This window comes from Pantoea sp. 1.19, from assembly GCF_001922585.1.
Lineage (GTDB): Bacteria > Pseudomonadota > Gammaproteobacteria > Enterobacterales > Enterobacteriaceae > 1-19.
Genome location: NZ_MRBS01000005.1, coordinates 66,981 through 85,284, shown reverse-complemented (window position 1 = coordinate 85,284; position 18,304 = coordinate 66,981). Strand labels below are relative to the sequence as shown.

Genomic DNA, 18,304 nt, shown 5'->3' with positions numbered 1-18,304 from the left:
AAATTCAGAGAGTAAGCGTCAACTTACGCACAGTTATCCGCTATTTTTCCAGCGCATTAAGCGCCTACGTCGCGCCGTCTCAGCGCCGGGTATAATTTACCGCGTGCTCAGGGAGAAGATTATGGAAAAGGATTTACTGCTGATTGCCAGAAAAGTGAGCGTATGGGGCCTGAGCGCCCTGTTTATCGCCGCGATGGCGGGCGTCATTTTTCTCGATGTCCGCTGGATGCGAGACACAATAAGTGAGTATTCACTTACCGAAATCACACAGGAACTGCTGCTACTGGTGATTGTGCTGCTGTGGTTTAACGATGCCCGCCGGTACCCCGCACGACGCGAACTGGGGCTGCTTCTCGGCGGTCTGTTTTTGTGCATGCTGATCCGCGAACTGGATTTTCTGTTTGATACCCTTCGACACGGCGCCTGGTTCTGGTTTGCCCTGCTGGCGAGCCTGGTGTGTATTGCCGGCGCCGCCCGCGCTCCGCATCGGGCCGTTCACGCTCTGGCAGATTTTTTACGCCATCCCTGTTGGGGAATGATGGCGGCCGGCCTGCTGACCGTGCTGGTTTTTTCCCGCCTGTACGGTATGGGTGCCCTCTGGCAGCAAATGCTGGGGGAGCACTTTATCCGCACGGTGAAAAATATGGCCGAAGAGGGGTGTGAACTGCTCGGCTACAGCCTGTGTATGCTGGCCACGTTGCACTGGACGTATGCGGTTAAGCAGGATAATAAACAAGCGCAGCTTGCTGATTAACCGGCTATTTTTATATTTTTTTTACACTCCTTCCTGCGAAATTAACACCATCTTTACGGCCTCCCGCTCACACTATTTACATCATGTTACTGGATGGAGGTGGTTGTGAGCGCAACCCTGATCGCCGGCATTGTGCTGGTGTTTTTACTGTTGGGCTACCTGGTGTACGCCCTGCTGAACGCGGAGGAGTTCTGATGACCAGCGCCGCGTTTTTACTGATTGCCACCTTTTTGGTGGTGCTGCTGCTGCTGGCCCACCCGCTGGGCCGCCTGCTGGCGCATTTTATTGACGATCGCCCGCTGCTGGCGTCCGTTGAGAAAGCGCTGTGGCGGCTGTGCGGCACGGGCAAGGGAGAGATGGGTTGGCAGCACTATCTGCTGGCCATTTTGCTGTTTAATGCGCTGGGATTCGTTCTGCTGTTTACGCTGCTGCTGGCGCAGGGTGCGTTGCCGCTGAATCCTCAGCATCTGCCCGGCCTGAGCTGGGATTTAGCGCTGAATACCGCCATCAGCTTCGTCACCAATACCAACTGGCAGGCCTACTCTGGTGAAAGCACCATGAGTTACTTTAGCCAGATGGTCGGCCTGACCGGGCAGAACTTCTTCTCGGCTGCAACCGGTATCGCCGTGGCTTTCGCACTGATTCGCGGTTTTACCCGCCGTGAAACGCAGCAGCTGGGCAACGCCTGGCGCGACCTAACCCGCATTACCCTGTGGGTTCTGCTGCCGATCGGTCTGTTGCTGGCGCTGTTTAATCTCAGTCAGGGGGTAATTCAGAACCTGGACGGTTATCTGACGCTGACCACCCTTGAGGGCGGCAAACAAACCCTCGCAATGGGTCCGGTGGCCTCGCAGGAGGCCATTAAGATGCTCGGCACCAACGGCGGCGGCTTCTTTAATGCTAACTCAGCCCATCCGTTTGAAAACCCCACCAGTCTGAGCAATTTCGTACAGATGCTGTCGATTTTCCTTATTCCATCAGCGCTGTGCTTTGCCTTTGGCCACAGCGCGCGGGATAACCGCCAGGGACATATGCTGCTGTGGGCGATGTCACTGATGTTTATCGCCGCCGTCGCGGTGGTAATGTGGGCCGAATTTCGCGGCAATCCGCACTTTCTAACGCTGGGGGCCGACAGCGCCATCAACATGGAAGGCAAAGAATCACGCTTTGGCATCCTCAACTCCAGCCTGTTTGCGGTGATCACTACCGCCGCGTCCTGCGGTGCAGTCAACGCCATGCATGACTCCTTTACCGCGCTGGGCGGCATGATCCCAATGTGGCTGATGCAGCTGGGCGAGGTAGTGTTTGGCGGCGTCGGCGCGGGCCTGTACGGCATGCTGCTGTTTGTCCTGCTGGCGGTCTTCATCGCCGGTCTGATGATCGGCCGTACGCCTGAATATCTGGGTAAAAAAATTGAAGTGCGCGAAATGAAGCTGACCGCCATCGCCATTCTGATCACCCCGTCGCTGGTGTTGCTGGGCGCCGCGCTGGCGATGATGACCGATGCCGGTCGCGGCGCCATGGCGAATCCCGGCGCACACGGATTTAGTGAAGTGCTGTACGCCGTGTCGTCCGCCGCCAATAACAATGGCAGCGCCTTCGCCGGCCTGAGCGCTAACTCCCCGTTCTGGAACCTGCTGCTGGCCTTCTGCATGCTGACTGGTCGCTTTGGCATCATCATTCCGGTGCTGGCCATTGCCGGCTCGCTGGCGGCGAAGAAAATTCAGCCGGTAGGTAACGGTACCCTGCCGACCCACGGGGCGCTGTTTGTCAGCCTGCTGGTGGGTACGGTGATCCTGGTGGGGGCGCTGACCTTCATCCCTGCGCTGGCTATTGGGCCGGTCGCAGAACACCTGCAGCTTATTTCACGTTAATCGCCGGAGTCGAATTATGAGTCGTCATCAACAGCCGCTGTTTGACGCAGCCCTGATGCGTAACGCCCTCGGCGACGCAGTCAAAAAACTGGATCCCCGGGTGCAGTTCCGCAATCCGGTGATGTTTCTGGTGTATCTCGGCAGCGTGCTGACCTCCCTGCTGGCCATCGGCATGGTCGCCGGCCAGTTGCAGGGTAGCGCAGGCTTTACTGCCGCTATCGCCCTGTGGCTATGGTTTACCGTGCTGTTTGCCAACATGGCCGAAGCGCTGGCCGAAGGACGCAGTAAAGCACAGGCCAACAGCCTGAAAGGGGTGCGCAAAACCCACTACGCCAAAAAACTGGCCGCGCCGCAGTACGGTGCGGCCCAGCAAAAGGTGGTCGCAGAGACCCTGCGTAAAGGGGACGTCGTACTGGCAGAAGCCGGTGACATCATTCCCTGCGACGGCGAAGTGATTGAAGGAGGGGCCTCGGTGGACGAGAGCGCCATCACCGGTGAATCCGCCCCGGTGATTCGTGAATCCGGCGGTGACTTCGCTTCGGTGACCGGCGGGACGCGTATTTTGTCTGACTGGCTGGTGATCCGCTGCAGCGTCGATCCGGGTGAAACCTTCCTTGACCGCATGATAGCGATGGTGGAAGGCGCCAAGCGCCGCAAAACCCCTAACGAAGTGGCGCTGACCATTCTGCTGATCTCGCTGACGCTGGTGTTCCTGCTGGCTACCGCTACCCTGTGGCCATTCTCCGCCTGGGCCGGTACCCCGGTGAGCGTTACCGTACTGGTGGCGCTGCTGGTCTGCCTCATCCCAACCACCATTGGTGGCCTGCTGTCGGCGATCGGCGTAGCGGGCATGAGCCGGATGCTGGGCGCTAACGTGATTGCCACCAGCGGCCGCGCCGTAGAGGCCGCCGGTGATGTCGACGTCCTGCTGCTGGATAAGACCGGTACCATCACGCTGGGTAACCGCCAAGCCACTGAGTTTCTGCCGGTCAGCGGCGTCAGCGAAGAGCAGCTGGCCGATGCTGCTCAGCTCGCCTCACTGGCGGACGAGACGCCGGAAGGACGCAGCATCGTGGTGCTGGCCAAACAGCGCTTTAACCTGCGCGAGCGCGATCTAACCCAAATGGGAGCCACCTTTATCCCCTTCTCGGCCCAGACGCGCATGAGCGGTGTAAACGTGCAGAACCGCAGCATCCGTAAAGGGGCCGTAGACGCGGTACGCAAGCATATCGCGGCCAGTCAGGGCATCTTCCCGGCCGAAGTGGATGCGCAAGTCGAAGCCGTGGCGCGTACCGGCGGTACGCCCCTGGTGGTGGTCGAGGGAGCCCAGGTGCTGGGCGTGGTGGCGTTAAAAGATATCGTAAAAGGCGGCATTCGCGAACGCTTCGCCGAGCTGCGCAAAATGGGGATTAAAACGGTGATGATCACCGGCGATAATCCTCTGACCGCCGCAGCTATCGCGGCCGAAGCCGGCGTGGATGATTTTCTGTCAGAAGCAACGCCGGAAGCCAAGCTGGCGCTGATCCGTCAGTACCAGGCCGAGGGACGACTGGTGGCCATGACAGGAGACGGCACCAACGATGCTCCGGCACTGGCCCAGGCGGACGTGGCGGTAGCGATGAACTCCGGCACCCAGGCGGCAAAAGAGGCCGGTAACATGGTCGATCTGGACTCCAATCCGACCAAACTGCTGGAAGTGGTGCACATCGGTAAGCAGATGCTGATGACCCGCGGCTCACTGACCACCTTCAGTATTGCCAACGACGTCGCCAAATACTTCGCCATTATTCCGGCCGCGTTTGCCGCTACCTGGCCGCAACTGAACATGCTGAATATTATGCACCTGCACTCACCGGCCTCGGCGATTTTGTCGGCGGTGATCTTTAACGCGCTGGTGATCGTGTTCCTGATTCCGCTGGCGCTACGCGGCGTAAGCTATCGTCCACTGAGCGCCGCCGCGCTGCTGCGCCGCAACCTGTGGATCTACGGCGTAGGTGGTCTGGCAGTGCCGTTTATCGGCATTAAAGTGATTGATATTGTTCTGACCCTGCTGGGTCTGGCCTGAGGAGGCCTGAAATGAGCCTGTTACGTCCCGCTCTCTCTCTACTGGTGCTGCTGACGCTGTTAACCGGTGGTATTTACCCGCTGCTGACCATGCAGTTTGGCCAGTGGTTTTTTCAACACAATGCCCAGGGCTCGCTGATTATCCGCGATAATCAACCGATAGGATCGGCGCTGATCGGTCAGATCTTTACCCGTAATGATCTTTTTTGGGGCCGCCCGTCCGCAACCGGCGATGCCCCCTATAATGCGGCCGCCTCCTCCGGCAGTAACCTGGCCGGCAGCAATCCGGTGCTGGATGAGGCAGTCAGCCAGCGCGTGGCGGCGCTGCGTGCGGCGAATCCGCAGGCTGCAGGCGCGGTACCGGTGGAGCTGGTAACCGCGTCCGCCAGCGGTCTCGATCCGCACATTTCACCGGCGGCGGCGCGCTGGCAGGCACCGCGAGTAGCGGCAGCACGTCAGCTGTCGCTGGCCGAAGTGGAGCGACTGATTGAGGCGAATACGACCCGTCCGCTGCTGCCTTTTCTCGGCGAACCGGTGGTCAACGTGCTACAACTCAATCTGGCACTGGATGCGTTAACGCCGGATAACAGGTAAAGCATGAATGACGATCTGACCCGTCCCGATCCCGATGCGCTGTTGCAAAACAGCCTGCATGAACAGCGGGGCAAGCTGAAAATTTATTTTGGCGCCTGTGCAGGCGTCGGTAAAACCTGGGCGATGCTGCAGGAAGCGCGTCGCCTGCGCGAGCAGGGCCTGGATGTGCTGGTCGGGGTGGTGGAAACCCATGGTCGGGTAGAAACGGCCAGCCTGCTGGAGGGGCTGACCATCCTGCCCCGCCGCCGGTTTGGTCAGGCGCGGCACGACGAGTTTGATCTCGATGCCGCTCTTGCCCGCCATCCGGCAGTGATCCTGATGGATGAGCTGGCGCACACTAACGTCAAAGGTTCACGTCATCCCAAACGCTGGCAGGATATTGAGGAGCTACTGGACGCCGGGATCGATGTGATCACCACCGTGAATGTTCAACACCTTGAGAGCCTGAACGATGTCGTCAGTGGGATCACCGGGATCCAGGTACGGGAAACCGTGCCGGATCCGTTTTTTGATCGCGCCAACGAAGTGGTGCTGGTGGATCTCCCGCCGGACGATCTGCGCCAGCGGTTAAAGGAGGGCAAAGTCTACATCGGCGATCGCGCGGAGCGCGCGATCGAAAATTTTTTCCGCAAAAGTAATCTCTTTGCGCTGCGCGAACTGGCGCTGCGCCGTACGGCCGACCGGGTGGACGATCAGATCCGCGCCTGGCGCGATACTCAGGGTCAGGAACGCGTCTGGCATACCCGCGACGCCATCCTGCTGTGCATCGGCGACAGCGGTGGCAGTGAAAAGCTGGTGCGCACCGCCGCCCGGCTCGCCGCTCGGCTCGGTAGCATCTGGCATGCGGTCTATGTAGAAACTCCGCGTCTGCACCGACTGGCGGAAGGGCGCCGCCGCGCTATTTTGCGTAACCTGCAGCTGGCCCAGGAACTGGGGGCGGAGACCGCCACGCTGTCCGATCCCGATGAGGCACAGGCGGTACTGCGCTACGCCCGTGAGCATAACCTCGGTAAAATCGTCATTGGCCGCCGCCCGCCGCGCCTGTGGCGCCGCGAGAATTTTGCCTCCCGGCTGGGTCAGCTCGGGCCGGATCTCGATCTGGTGGTGGTCGCGCTGGATACGCCCGCACCGGTACAGGCCACCAGCACGCTGACCGATCACCGCACGGCGGTAGAAAAATGGCGTCTGCCACTGCGCGGATCGCTGATCGCCCTGCTCGCCTGCCTGCTGATCACGCTGCTGGGGCAATTTCTACTGACCGGCTTTGACGCCGCTAACCTGGTCATGCTCTATCTGCTGGGGGTCGTGATTATCGCCCTTCGCTACGGTCGCTGGCCCTCCGTGGTGGCCACGGTGGCCAACATTATTGCCTTCGATCTCTGTTTTATCGCGCCGATTGGTACCATGGCGGTGTCAGATGCGCAGTATCTGGTCACCTTTGGCGTGATGCTGGCGGTGGGCGTGATTACCGGTAATCTGACGGCCGGCGTGCGTTATCAGGCCAGGGTGGCTCGCTATCGTGAACAGCGCGCTCAGTCACTGTATGAAATGGCGAAATCGCTCAGCAGCGCCCTGACCCGGAAAGATATCGCCGCTACCTGCCAGCGTATGGTCAATGCGACCTTGCAAGCCCGCAGCACCCTGCTGCTGCCTGATGAACGGGGCGAGTTGCAGTTTGCGGACGTGCAGGCACTGACGCTGCCGCCGGATCACGCCATTGCCCGCTGGAGCTTCAGCCGCGGCCAGCCGGCCGGAGCGGGCACGGATACCCTGCCCGCCGTGCCGTACCAGATACTGCCGATTAAGCGTGGCGAACAGACCCTCGGCCTGTTGGTGGTTGAGCCGGATAATGTCCGTCAGCTGATGATCCCCGAGCAGCAGCGCCTGCTGGAAACTTTCACTGTGCTGCTGGGCAGCGCGCTGGAACGTATTGCTCTGACCCACAGCGCCGCGGCCGCCCGGCTGGCCGCCGAGCGCGAGCAATTGCGTAACGCGCTGCTGTCGGCACTGTCCCACGATTTACGGACGCCGCTAACCGTCCTGTTTGGCCAGGCAGAAATCCTGATGATGGAGCTGGCGGCGGAGCAGTCGCCACTGGTGTCGCAGGCAGCGCACATTCGCGAGCAAACGCTCAGCACCGTGCGTTTGGTGAGTAATATGCTGGATATGGCCCGGATTGAGTCCGGTGGCCTGGCACTGCGCGAAGAGTGGGTTGCGCTGGAGGAAGTGATTGGTAGCACACTGCACGCGATGGCACCCCTGTTGAAAGATCGTCAGATCGCGCTGGATCTGCCGGATCGACTGCTGCTGATCCGCGGCGATAGCACCCTGCTGGAACGGGTATTTACCAACCTGATCGAAAACGGCCTGAAGTATGCCGGTCCGAATGCGCAGCAGGGCATTACCGCCCAACAGGAAGGTCCGTGGCTGACTATTTCGGTATGGGACAGTGGTCCGGGTATCGCCCCCGAGGCACAGTCACGCATCTTCGAAAAATTCACCCGGCTGGATAAAGAGTCGACTATCCCTGGTGTCGGACTCGGTCTTGCCATTTGCAAAACGATTATTGAAATGCACGGGGGTACGATTACAGCGTACAACCGGCCGGAGGGAGGGGCCTGTTTTATGATTTGCTTACCTGTGGCTTCCCAACCTGAACTGCCTGATAACGTTGATCGTTAATTATTGTTTTGCCGGCGGCGTGCGGGTCAGTAACCAGCGCCAGTCCTCCGCAGAGGCGTTACCGACGCGACGCCTACGCGCACCGCGCACCAGCGCGTTCGCTGGCAACTCTGACTTATCCTCTTCTAACGACACCTGCTCAATCAGAACTTCGTGCTGACAAAACCAAGGGGCCTGCCGTGACGTTATCCGGGTCTTACACTGGATGCGCTCTTTCTTTTTAAGAATATAGGAGATTAAAAAAGAGGCCCGACGTTTATCAATATTGAACTCATTTGCGATTTCCTGCCGACTGATCCAGCGCTTTTGCAGGCTGCACCAGATAGCCACCAGCATGTAGAGAGGCTGATCGGCCCATTGCCGAACATCGTAGGGTACGACGCTATCACCATGATTACTTTGATGCGCCTTTCTACGCTCGGGATGTCCCGCCAACTTATCACTCATTCCGTCACCTTCCTTAGTTTTCGTGAGAGGGAAAAAGCCCCCATCCTGTAGGCTCGCAGAGATGGGGGAAGGTGGTATTGTCAATTACCAGGTGTAGCTCAGGCCTACGTTAGCCTGCCACGGGCGCTCAATGTCGCTACCGGTGGTGTAGTTAAAGCCGGCATAACCGCCGATGTTTTCCATCAGTTTCACCTCGGTACCCAGACCAATCTGGAACGCAGCACCATCGATGCTGTTATCCACGGTCACGTTGTTAAGGCGCATGGTGTTGCCGTCAGCAAACTCGTTCAGACCCGCCAAATGGACGTATGGCTTCACGTAGCTGCTGCTGTCCAGCGCGAAGGTGTAGCCGAGGTCCACACCCAGCTCTCCCTGCACCGATTTATAGTCATCCCCGTTCACCACCATACCGTTGCTCAACGCATACTTCGCGCCGTCAAAGGTGCGGCCAGTTGCCTGCAGGTACGGCTCAGCAAAGAAGCCCTCCTGCTCCCAGGTATAACCCAGCTTCATGCCCAGACCGTAGCCGTTACCGGAGTAGTCAGCCATTGCGCGCTGGCCGTCCAGCATGTGTACGCGAGCGTCGTTGCTAAAGTGGTTGAATTGCGCCTGGGTATCGACAAAGACGCCGTTATCCCAGCGACGAGATACGTAGAACTGCATACCATAGCTGTCGATATCGCCAGAGCTGTTCATGGTATTCACGTCGGAGTTACCGGACGAGAACGCCAGGCCTGCCAGCCAGTTTCCGCCTTTCTGCGCATCCAGTCGGGTATCCACACCCAGCATCATGCCGTTAGTCCGTACGCGATAAGCCGCACCGGAGTTCGTTTTGTTATGCTCGCTACCGCCGAAGTAGGAGGCCCAGACGCCGCCCTCATCGTTGGCGTGACGCGAGGCATTCAGACGCTGATGCAGCGCATCCGTTTCCATGTTGGCAATGCTCACCTGAGAAGCCTGCAGGCTCTGGGCCAGCGAAGCACTGTTGGAGAGGTGGCCGTTATTTTTGAAGTACACGTTGTGCTCGTTATGCACGGTGTCATTCAGCTCATCCGACACATCGTACTGATACACGCCCAGTTCGGTGCGGCCGGTGAAGGTGGCATCACTGCCTTTGTCGAGATAGTTAACAAAGCTGTGCGCCTCGGTATAACCGGTTCCGCTGTCCGCCAGATAGCCATCTTTTACGTACGGTTCAACGCCGGAGTTAGCAATCGCCAGCTGATAATTACCGCTCGCGCTGCCTTTTACCTGCATTGAGCCGAAGGCATACTGGCCGCCGACATCCAGCAGCGGGTTCACCACTGACTTACCAACATGAATCAGCGAGGTGAGATAGCGGCCATCGCTGTCTTTATCCTGAGTCAAGTTGTTGTGCACCACTACGCGCGCAGAGCCCAGATCTTCGTTACGACCCTGCCCGCCCAGCGTTGGTCGGTTAGTTTCCAGATTCACCAGGTTCAGCGTTGAGCTGCTGAGGTTGAGATCATGTACGTCGCTGACCACGCTGTTACGGCCATTCGCCGTCGCGGCCGCATTCCAGACCGAGCCATCCTTCATGGTGAGATCCGGGTTCCAGGAGGCGATCAGAGTGCCATCCGGCTGACGAACATTGGTAATACCGCCCACTGCACCGTTCAGCGTGCTGTGATCAAAATTGATCGCTACTGGCGTCATGGCATGGTTTGCGTTGGCCAGGAAGGCCTGCGCGGCGCTGCCTACGGCGTTACCGTAAATCGCATTCGCTGAATTCGACGCCAGCACTTCGGCACGGCTCATTTCTACCGGCGCATCGGCGTTGGTGACGTCAACCAGCTGGATGTCGTAGCGGGTTTCTCCGCTGGCGCGGATATCGCCGTTCACCACGCTGTTGTTGCTGACGTTCAACGTGGTGCCATTGTGCTCACGGTTCAGCAGCGTGTGATCGCTGGTAAATGCACCGGTTGCAACGTAGTCACCGTTTTTGTCTTTGGCGACGGCCACACGCAGCACCGGCGTATAGCCATCGTGGCCGATCAGCACCGCACCGTTCAGGGTGCTGTTATCGACATCAACGCGGTTTGCATGGCCTGCCAGGGTCAGTGATTTACCGGCATTATTCACGCCACCGGTCAGAGTCGATTGATTCGCGATGGCCACGAACAAACCGGAACCGCTGATTGCCACGGCGGTGGATTTGGTATCACCCAGGTAGTTGTAATCCTCCTGATGATGCCAGGTGTGATCGTCTTTGCGTACTGCCGCCAGGTTACGGGCAGTGATCTGCGCGTTATCCAGCACGACGTTGGGCGTGGCGGCGACATCGTGACGCAGGGTCGCTCCGCTTCCCGGTACCAGATTGTTTTGACCGTCTACCTGATAGTCAACGCTGTTGGCGTTAATCGCCAGGCCCGTTGCCCAGGGACGGGTCGTGAATGTGGTTTCATCACCGGAGCCATTGCCGGTCGGCGAATGCACGACCGCATCCTCATCCAGCGTGTTGTTGATAGTGGTATTTTTCACCACAAACACATCGCGCTGACGATTGTTGGCGTTGTGTTCTTGCAGGTTGCCGGACATCGTGACCGCGGCAATGTCAGACGTCAGACTTTTCACTTTGGAGTAGATAGCGCTGTCCTGCAGACCTACCGCACCGCCGACGCTGGTCACCGGACGAACATAAACATCCGAGTTCTGATCCAGCTCCACGACTTTGCTGACGGTCAGCGGAATACGATTACCGTTGCTATCCACGCGGAAGTTGCCATCCGCATCTTTTTCATACTGAATGTTGCCCGACGCATCACGCTGATAGAGCGTAACCGACTGCGTCTTCACATAGCGGCTCTCTTCTGACCCCATACGCAGGCCATTGATTACCCCGGTGGGCACCGAGTAGGTATTTTTATCGCCGCCAACGGAGGCCTGGCGCTCACCGTGGACGGCACGCTGGTAATCTTCATCGATCACGTAATTGACATCCCCAGGCAGGCTGGGCAGTGATGGTGTCAGATAGCCTTTATAACCGCTACTGGTGACCAGTTGGTTAAACCCGTTGGTCTCAGGATTAATCGACTCCCAATAGCCACCGGTGAGGGTATCTTTATTGATGGTTAAGTCACTGCCACCGATAAAGACTGCGCCGCCGCCAGAATAGGCGCCCTGCGCGTCTTTACTCAAGGAAGCAACATCTTTCACCGGCCAGCTGGTTTCAGCCAGGGCGGCACCGCTAAAGCCGACCAGGACAGATATCGCGACAGCGCTCAGCTTAAAGCTGCATGTTTTCATCACTGCAATTCCTTTTTATAGAGAATAACGAAATAAATGTGTTACGCCTCTTTGTTACATCCAAAAAAATTCAACAACACGCCATCCTCTTTTTATAAAGAGGGATGAATGAAGCGATAACATGAAAGCGTCACATTTTATTAAAACAAATGAAGAGATATACCGCAGGGATCTTCCCTGATGCGTGTAATTTCTTCTTGGAGAATTCTGCGGATTGCAGATGAAACAAGTAAAACAAGAAAAAGAGATCTTGATGATCAATTTTTTTAATTGATTGAACCTGAAAGCGGCTGCACAGAGATTAGTATTACAAACCAAAAAATATCAGAATAAAACATCGCTAGATATGTGGAGTCAAGTGAAAACACATTACAAAAATTAGCTAAAATAGTAACTTACAGATCATATCAATAAATTTGACATGGCGACACCTATTATCTGGTGATTTTTAAATACCTCTAGTTGATTCATAAAACGCATCGCGGTCATCGTGCGGCACGATTTCTGCCGCCAGACAAGCTAACTATCCTTCACTATTCATATTATCAGGAAACTTTATTGGCAATACTGGTTAAAAACCACCAACAGCACACTTAAAAAATCCGATCAGGCCTGATAACATTACATAAGTGACTGTAATGGTAAAAACAGGGAATACATTACTCCATTCAGAATGAATAGTTAATAGTTATGAATCCAGCCATATGAAAAATGGCTTATACCCGTTGTCAGATGGAGGAGAGGAGACATTATAATGGCGTGAAAGACATGAATAAATATTGATTGCACGTCTTGTCAAGCAGGTAGAATAAAAATAATGCAGATTCATTACCACGCTTATATCGCTCAAATTATAACAGCGATATATTCTTTCAGACTGGCCTGACGGCAGCGTCGGGTAGCGTGAATAGAAGGGAAAATGACGTCAACGGCACTCTAAGGATGGATCGTTGCACATCATACAGCACAACAATGAGGCGATATTTTCCAGGACGTTTCTCAGCCGCTCTATTCTATAAAATTTACTTAACTAACATTAACCTGTTCACCCCCAACAACGCTGGTGGATCCCGCGATATGCTCAGAGCAACACGCGTTCTTATCGATCAATTACCGTGGCACATCACCGGCGGTACGATGGCAGGACCGTGGGGCTATAGCGTCGCATCTGCCCTGCGGGTACTGCCGTCTGATGCTTGCGGACCGATCGAATGCGCCCGTTGTCTGTTTCTGTCCTGCCGGGCAGTGGCGCACCGCATGCACGGCGAAAAGGGCGAATGTTCCTACCCCGGGGCTGATCGCCAGGCGCGAAGTGTCGCAACAGTGCTAACGGGTAGCGTTGGACGTTGTCAGCACGGCAGAGGTGATAACGCAGGGGAGTGGCGGAAGACCACAGGAGTCGAACCTGCCCGGAGCCGCTGGCGGCCCCAACTGGATTTGAAGTCCAGCCGCCTCACCGGAGACGACGATCTTCCTCTAAAAGTGCGCCGTGAGTATAGCATTACCCGCGGAGAAACCCAGCCCCGTTGGCGTCTTCCTGCCGGCGGCAAAGATGTCCGGAATGGTTCTGTTAAAGCCGCTTAAGGCGCGGCATGATAAGCACCGCAGTCCAATCCGGGGACGCAATGTCTCCGCTACTGTGCTGCCCGCTATTGACGTACAGCGCGCTTTTTATGCGCGTGTTCATCAGCCATAACCAGAAACGCCAGCGTGTGTGGCAGCGCTGTCGCCGCTGTTCGCGCGTGTCAGCAGCCGGTCAAGTCGGTGGCGGATATTTCACGTCGAAGAGGGAGTCCCTTGTCGCTGGTATCCGGGCAGATGGCACGATAGCCAGCTCTGAACCACCATCCCGTCGCGGGGTGGTATAAACCGGCGCATAATGCCCTGACGGGGCCCGGTCCGGATCGATGGCTTCGTCAGCGCGAGGGGCCCGGCGGCTGGCGCAGCGAGATGACCGCCCGGGTGCCCGCGGTGACCGACGCCGCGCTGACCGTACCAGCTCTGCTGGCAGAGCTTTACCGTCAGCGTTGAGGCGCTGCGGCAGCGTGCTGAAGGTACTGTCCGCAATGCTTTGCCGATCTCCAAACGGTGGCAGCACTAACAGAAGCATAAAGGATGGCGTTACCGGAGTGGATCGCGACTCTGCCGGGCATGCTGGCGCCGGATGTTGCCGCTCCGGCAGAGGCGCTGATGCTGGCCGGGGATGCCTTCTGCCTGCACGGTATGGGGCCCGCCGCTGAGGCCGTGGCCGCCCTGGGGGGATAGCGACTACCCGTTTAACGGGCGCCGCTGCGTCGGGTACAGCAGCGCCTCAGCTGACGAAGCGGCGCGTATCGATACGCTGCAACAGCATCGCCAGCAGCAGGCTGCCGGCCAGCGTAACGGTGAAGATCACCGCAATATCCAGCAGCGGCTGCGCCTTATTATCCAGCCCGTGGGTGCGAAAATAGTGGATAAATAGCGCATGGAACCCGTACACCGGCAGCGAATAGCGGGAGATCAGCGTCAGTCCGCGAATCGGTCGATCCAGCGCCTGTTTAAACCAGATAAACAGGCTCAGCGCAGCGAAAAACACCAGCGGACCGCAGTAGAGATACCAGGTGTCAGCGAACGCGCCGTTGATATGCAGCTGGTTTTTGGTGCCGATTGTGATCCCGGCGACGCAGATCGCGAACATCCCGGCCGCGCCCCAGCTTACCCCGGTACCCGCCCGCGGCAGCGTGCCCAGCGCCCGTCCCAGCAGGGCATACAGCAGGTAATACACCGTGTCGCCGCTGATATAAAGGTTCAGCGGCAGCCAGTGCATCGGCCCAATGGACTGATCCACAGTGTTGGGATTCGCCAGCAGCGCCACCACCAGCGTCAGCACGCACAGATAGCGCACCCGCACGGTTTTTACCTGCACCAGGGGCGAAAAGAGATAAACCGGGATAATGGCAAAGAAAAACCACAGATGATAAAACACCGGTTTTTCAAACAGCTTTTGCAGCGAAACGCCCTGGCTTATCGGCGTTAGCAGTGTGATATAGGCCAGCGCCACTGCGCTGTAAAACAGCAGGCAGAGGACGATCCGCAAAAAATGGCGCCCCTGCGCGCTGCGCTCGCCGTAAAACAGAAAGCCGGAGATCATAAAGAAGAGAGGCACGCAGACCCGCGAGGCCGAATTCAGCAGGTTGGCCACATCCCAGTTCAGCGCCCCAACCTGCGGTCCGGTGGTGACATACCAGGTCGTGGTATGGATAACGATGACCATCAAACAGGCGACGGCGCGCAGGTTTTCGATCCAGCCAATTTTTTGCGACATCTCGCCCTCTTAACACGCTCACTTCCAATACGTTAATTACTGTAGTGATTGAATCAGACCGCCACCAGCGCCGCAGTCCGAATCTTTGCGCTCTGTGACTGGAACCAGATTTGTCCGGGCCCCGAAGAAACGCCGCTGCTTAAAAACCGGACGGGACAGGCCGCGCCCCAACGGGGTATACTGGCGCACACTTTTTTCACTACCTCGACTCGCGTGCGAACTCAACATGCAAAAGTTTGATACCAAGACCTTTCAGGGCCTGATCCTGACCTTGCAGGATTACTGGGCGCGTCAGGGCTGCACCATTATCCAACCGCTGGATATGGAAGTCGGCGCCGGCACCTCACACCCCATGACCTGCCTGCGCGCCCTCGGCCCGGAGCCGATTGCCGCCGCTTACGTGCAGCCGTCACGCCGCCCCACCGATGGCCGCTACGGGGAAAACCCCAATCGCCTGCAGCACTACTATCAGTTCCAGGTGATCATCAAGCCATCGCCGGACAACATTCAGGAGCTGTACCTCGGCTCACTGAAAGCGCTGGGTCTCGATCCGACCATCCATGACATCCGCTTTGTGGAAGACAACTGGGAAAACCCGACGCTGGGTGCCTGGGGGCTGGGCTGGGAAGTGTGGCTGAACGGGATGGAAGTCACCCAGTTCACCTACTTCCAGCAGGTTGGCGGTCTGGAGTGTAAGCCGGTTACCGGTGAGATCACCTATGGTCTCGAGCGCCTGGCGATGTATATCCAGGGCGTCGACAGCGTCTACGATCTGGTGTGGAGCGATGGCCCGCTGGGTAAAACCACCTACGGTGATGTGTTCCATCAGAACGAAGTGGAGCAGTCCACCTATAACTTTGAATACGCCGATGTGGATTTTCTCTTTACCTGCTTCGAGCAGTACGAAAAAGAGGCTCAACAGCTGCTGGCGCTGGAAAAACCGCTGCCGCTGCCGGCATACGAGCGCATCCTGAAAGCCGCCCACAGCTTTAACCTGCTGGATGCCCGCAAGGCGATCTCGGTTACCGAACGTCAGCGCTATATTCTGCGCATCCGCACCCTGACCAAAGCCGTGGCAGAAGCCTACTACGCCTCCCGCGAGGCGCTGGGCTTTCCCATGTGCAACAACGTAAAAAAATAAGAGGCAGGCATGACTGAGAAAACTTTTCTGGTGGAAATCGGCACCGAAGAGCTGCCACCGAAATCCCTGCGCAGCCTGGCAGAAGCCTTTGCCGCCAACCTGACCGCCGAGCTGGATGCCGCCGGTCTGGCACACGGTGACGTTAGCTGGTTTGCCGCGCCGCGTCGTCTGGCGGTAAAAGTGGCGGCGCTCAGCGCCGCCCAGGCGGATCGCGAAGTGGAGAAACGCGGGCCAGCGATTGCCGCAGCCTTTGACGCCAGCGGTGCTGCCACCAAAGCGGCCGAAGGCTGGGCGCGCGGCTGCGGTATCACCGTCGACCAGGCCGAGCGTCTGAAAACCGACAAAGGTGAATGGCTGGTCTGGCGCGCGCGGATGAAAGGAGAAAGCGCTCAGGCGCTGCTGCCAGCCATGGTGAGTACTGCGCTGGCCAAACTGCCGGTCCCGAAGCTGATGCGCTGGGGTGCCAGTGACGTGCAGTTTGTCCGCCCGGTGCATACCGTAACGCTGCTGCTGGATGACGCGCTGATCCCGGCCACCGTGCTGGGCATCGCCGCCGACCGCACCCTTCGCGGGCACCGCTTTATGGGGGAGCCAACGATAACCCTGGAGCACGCCGATCACTACCCGCAGATCCTGCTGGAGCGCGGCAAAGTGATGGCCGATTACGAGGCGCGTAAAGCCAAAATCAAAGCCGATGCCGAAGCGGCCGCGCGGCAGATTGGCGGCACCGCCGATCTTAGCGACAGCCTGCTGGAAGAGGTCACGTCGCTGGTAGAGTGGCCCGTGGTGCTGACGGCCACTTTTGAGGAGAAATTCCTTGCCGTTCCGGCCGAAGCGCTGGTTTACACGATGAAGGGCGACCAGAAATACTTCCCGGTGTACGGTGCCGACGGCACACTGCTGCCGCATTTTATCTTCGTGACCAACATCGAGTCGCGCGATCCGCAGCAGATTATCGACGGTAATGAAAAAGTGGTGCGTCCGCGTCTCGCCGACGCCGAGTTTTTCTTTAATACCGATCGTAAACAGCGTCTTGCAGACAATCTGCCGCGTCTGGAAACCGTGCTGTTCCAGAAACAGCTGGGCACCCTGCGCGATAAAACCGATCGCATCCAGGCGCTGGCAGGCTGGGTTGCCGCACAGATCGGTGCCGACGTGAACCACGCTACCCGCGCGGGCCTGCTCTCCAAATGCGACCTGATGACCAATATGGTGTTCGAATTTACCGACACCCAGGGCGTGATGGGGATGCATTACGCCCGCCATGACGGCGAAGCGGAAGATGTCGCCGTGGCACTGAACGAGCAGTATCAGCCGCGCTTTGCCGGCGATGCCCTGCCCGCCAGTCCGGTGGCCTGCGCGCTGGCAATTGCCGATAAGATGGATACCCTCGCCGGTATCTTTGGCATCGGCCAGCATCCGAAAGGCGATAAAGACCCGTTTGCCTTACGCCGCGCCGCGCTTGGCGTACTGCGTATTATCGTTGAGAAAAACCTGCCGCTGGATCTGCAAACCCTGACCGAAGAAGCGGTGCGCCTGTACGGCGACAAGCTGACCAATGCGCGGGCCGTGGATGAGGTGATCGACTTTATGCTGGGGCGCTTCCGCGCCTGGTATCAGGAAGAAGGCCACAGCGTCGACACCATCCAGGCGGTACTGGCGCGTCGTCCGACTCGTCCGGCAGACTTTGATGCGCGGGTGAAAGCGGTATCGCACTTCCGCACGCTGGAGGCAGCCGCCTCGCTCGCCGCGGCCAACAAGCGCGTCTCCAACATTCTGGCGAAATCAACCGAAGCGCTGAATGACAGCGTGCAGGCGTCACTGCTAAAAGAGAATGCGGAAATCACTCTCGCCACCTACGTCACCGCGCTCAGCAGCAAGCTGCAGCCTTATTTCGCCGAAGGGCGCTATCAGGATGCGCTCAACGAGCTGGCGCAGCTGCGCGACGCGGTCGATAACTTCTTCGATAACGTGATGGTTAACGCGGAAGAGACCGACGTGCGCATCAACCGCCTGACGCTGCTGTCACAGCTGCGCGCGCTGTTCCTGCAGGTGGCGGATATCTCCGTTCTGCAGTAACGTTTCCACACTGTGGCCAACCAAGGCAGCCTTCGGGCTGCCCTGGTTATATCGGTTGTTACATTTCAATCTTGCACTCCCACCGGGCAATCCCTACC

12 protein-coding genes and 1 tRNA gene are annotated in these 18,304 nt (G+C 58.0%); 9 read left to right on the top strand and 4 right to left on the bottom strand.

Going from position 1 to position 18,304, the window contains the following annotated elements; all coding sequences use genetic code 11:
- Positions 1-121 precede the first annotated feature (121 nt).
- The 6 genes from BS626_RS11100 (at position 122) to kdpD (ending at position 7,968) form a co-directional block, all read left to right on the top strand.
- Positions 122-754, top strand: coding sequence for a hypothetical protein (locus BS626_RS11100; protein ID WP_075182602.1), 633 nt, complete (start codon positions 122-124; stop codon positions 752-754).
- 105 nt (positions 755-859) lie between these two features.
- Entirely contained in the window at positions 860-949 is a 90-nt protein-coding gene (gene kdpF / locus BS626_RS18125) for a K(+)-transporting ATPase subunit F (RefSeq protein WP_139308822.1), read from the top strand.
- Entirely contained in the window at positions 949-2,628 is a 1,680-nt protein-coding gene (gene kdpA / locus BS626_RS11090) for a potassium-transporting ATPase subunit KdpA (RefSeq protein WP_075182468.1), read from the top strand. The genes kdpF and kdpA overlap by 1 nt, the downstream gene beginning before the upstream one ends.
- A gap of 16 nt (positions 2,629-2,644) precedes the next feature.
- Positions 2,645-4,693, top strand: coding sequence for a potassium-transporting ATPase subunit KdpB (kdpB, locus tag BS626_RS11085; RefSeq protein ID WP_075182467.1), 2,049 nt, complete (start codon positions 2,645-2,647; stop codon positions 4,691-4,693).
- Between the two features lie 11 nt (positions 4,694-4,704).
- Entirely contained in the window at positions 4,705-5,286 is a 582-nt protein-coding gene (gene kdpC, locus BS626_RS11080) for a potassium-transporting ATPase subunit KdpC (protein WP_075182466.1), read from the top strand.
- A gap of 3 nt (positions 5,287-5,289) precedes the next feature.
- Complete coding sequence (gene kdpD / locus BS626_RS11075; RefSeq protein ID WP_075182465.1) at positions 5,290-7,968, top strand: two-component system sensor histidine kinase KdpD; 2,679 nt, start codon at positions 5,290-5,292, stop codon at positions 7,966-7,968.
- Here kdpD and BS626_RS11070 read toward each other — a convergent pair whose 3' ends face one another.
- The 3 genes from BS626_RS11070 to BS626_RS18625 form a co-directional block, all read right to left on the bottom strand.
- A complete protein-coding gene (locus tag BS626_RS11070) occupies positions 7,969-8,415 on the bottom strand; it encodes a CaiF/GrlA family transcriptional regulator (protein ID WP_075182464.1) in 447 nt (148 codons plus the stop codon). It abuts the gene before it with no gap.
- Positions 8,416-8,499: 84 nt separating this feature from the next.
- Entirely contained in the window at positions 8,500-11,682 is a 3,183-nt protein-coding gene (locus BS626_RS11065) for an autotransporter outer membrane beta-barrel domain-containing protein (RefSeq protein ID WP_075182463.1), read from the bottom strand.
- A 1,380-nt stretch (positions 11,683-13,062) separates the two neighbouring features.
- Positions 13,063-13,157, bottom strand: a tRNA-Sec gene (locus BS626_RS18625).
- A gap of 640 nt (positions 13,158-13,797) precedes the next feature.
- Between BS626_RS18625 and BS626_RS18620 the strand changes: the two genes are divergently transcribed.
- The gene (locus BS626_RS18620; protein WP_170870459.1) at positions 13,798-13,947 is read left to right on the top strand and encodes a hypothetical protein; all 150 of its coding nucleotides are present in this window, start codon (positions 13,798-13,800) and stop codon (positions 13,945-13,947) included.
- A 46-nt stretch (positions 13,948-13,993) separates the two neighbouring features.
- On the opposite strand, the gene BS626_RS11055 is transcribed toward BS626_RS18620, so the two are convergent.
- A complete protein-coding gene (locus BS626_RS11055) occupies positions 13,994-14,986 on the bottom strand; it encodes an acyltransferase (RefSeq protein ID WP_075182462.1) in 993 nt (330 codons plus the stop codon).
- Between the two features lie 226 nt (positions 14,987-15,212).
- Between BS626_RS11055 and glyQ the strand changes: the two genes are divergently transcribed.
- Together glyQ and glyS are read left to right on the top strand one after the other, a co-directional pair.
- Positions 15,213-16,127, top strand: a complete 915-nt coding sequence (gene glyQ / locus BS626_RS11050) for a glycine--tRNA ligase subunit alpha (protein ID WP_075182461.1) — start codon at positions 15,213-15,215, stop codon at positions 16,125-16,127.
- A gap of 9 nt (positions 16,128-16,136) precedes the next feature.
- Complete coding sequence (gene glyS / locus BS626_RS11045) at positions 16,137-18,206, top strand: glycine--tRNA ligase subunit beta (RefSeq protein WP_075182460.1); 2,070 nt, start codon at positions 16,137-16,139, stop codon at positions 18,204-18,206.
- Positions 18,207-18,304: the final 98 nt, after the last annotated feature.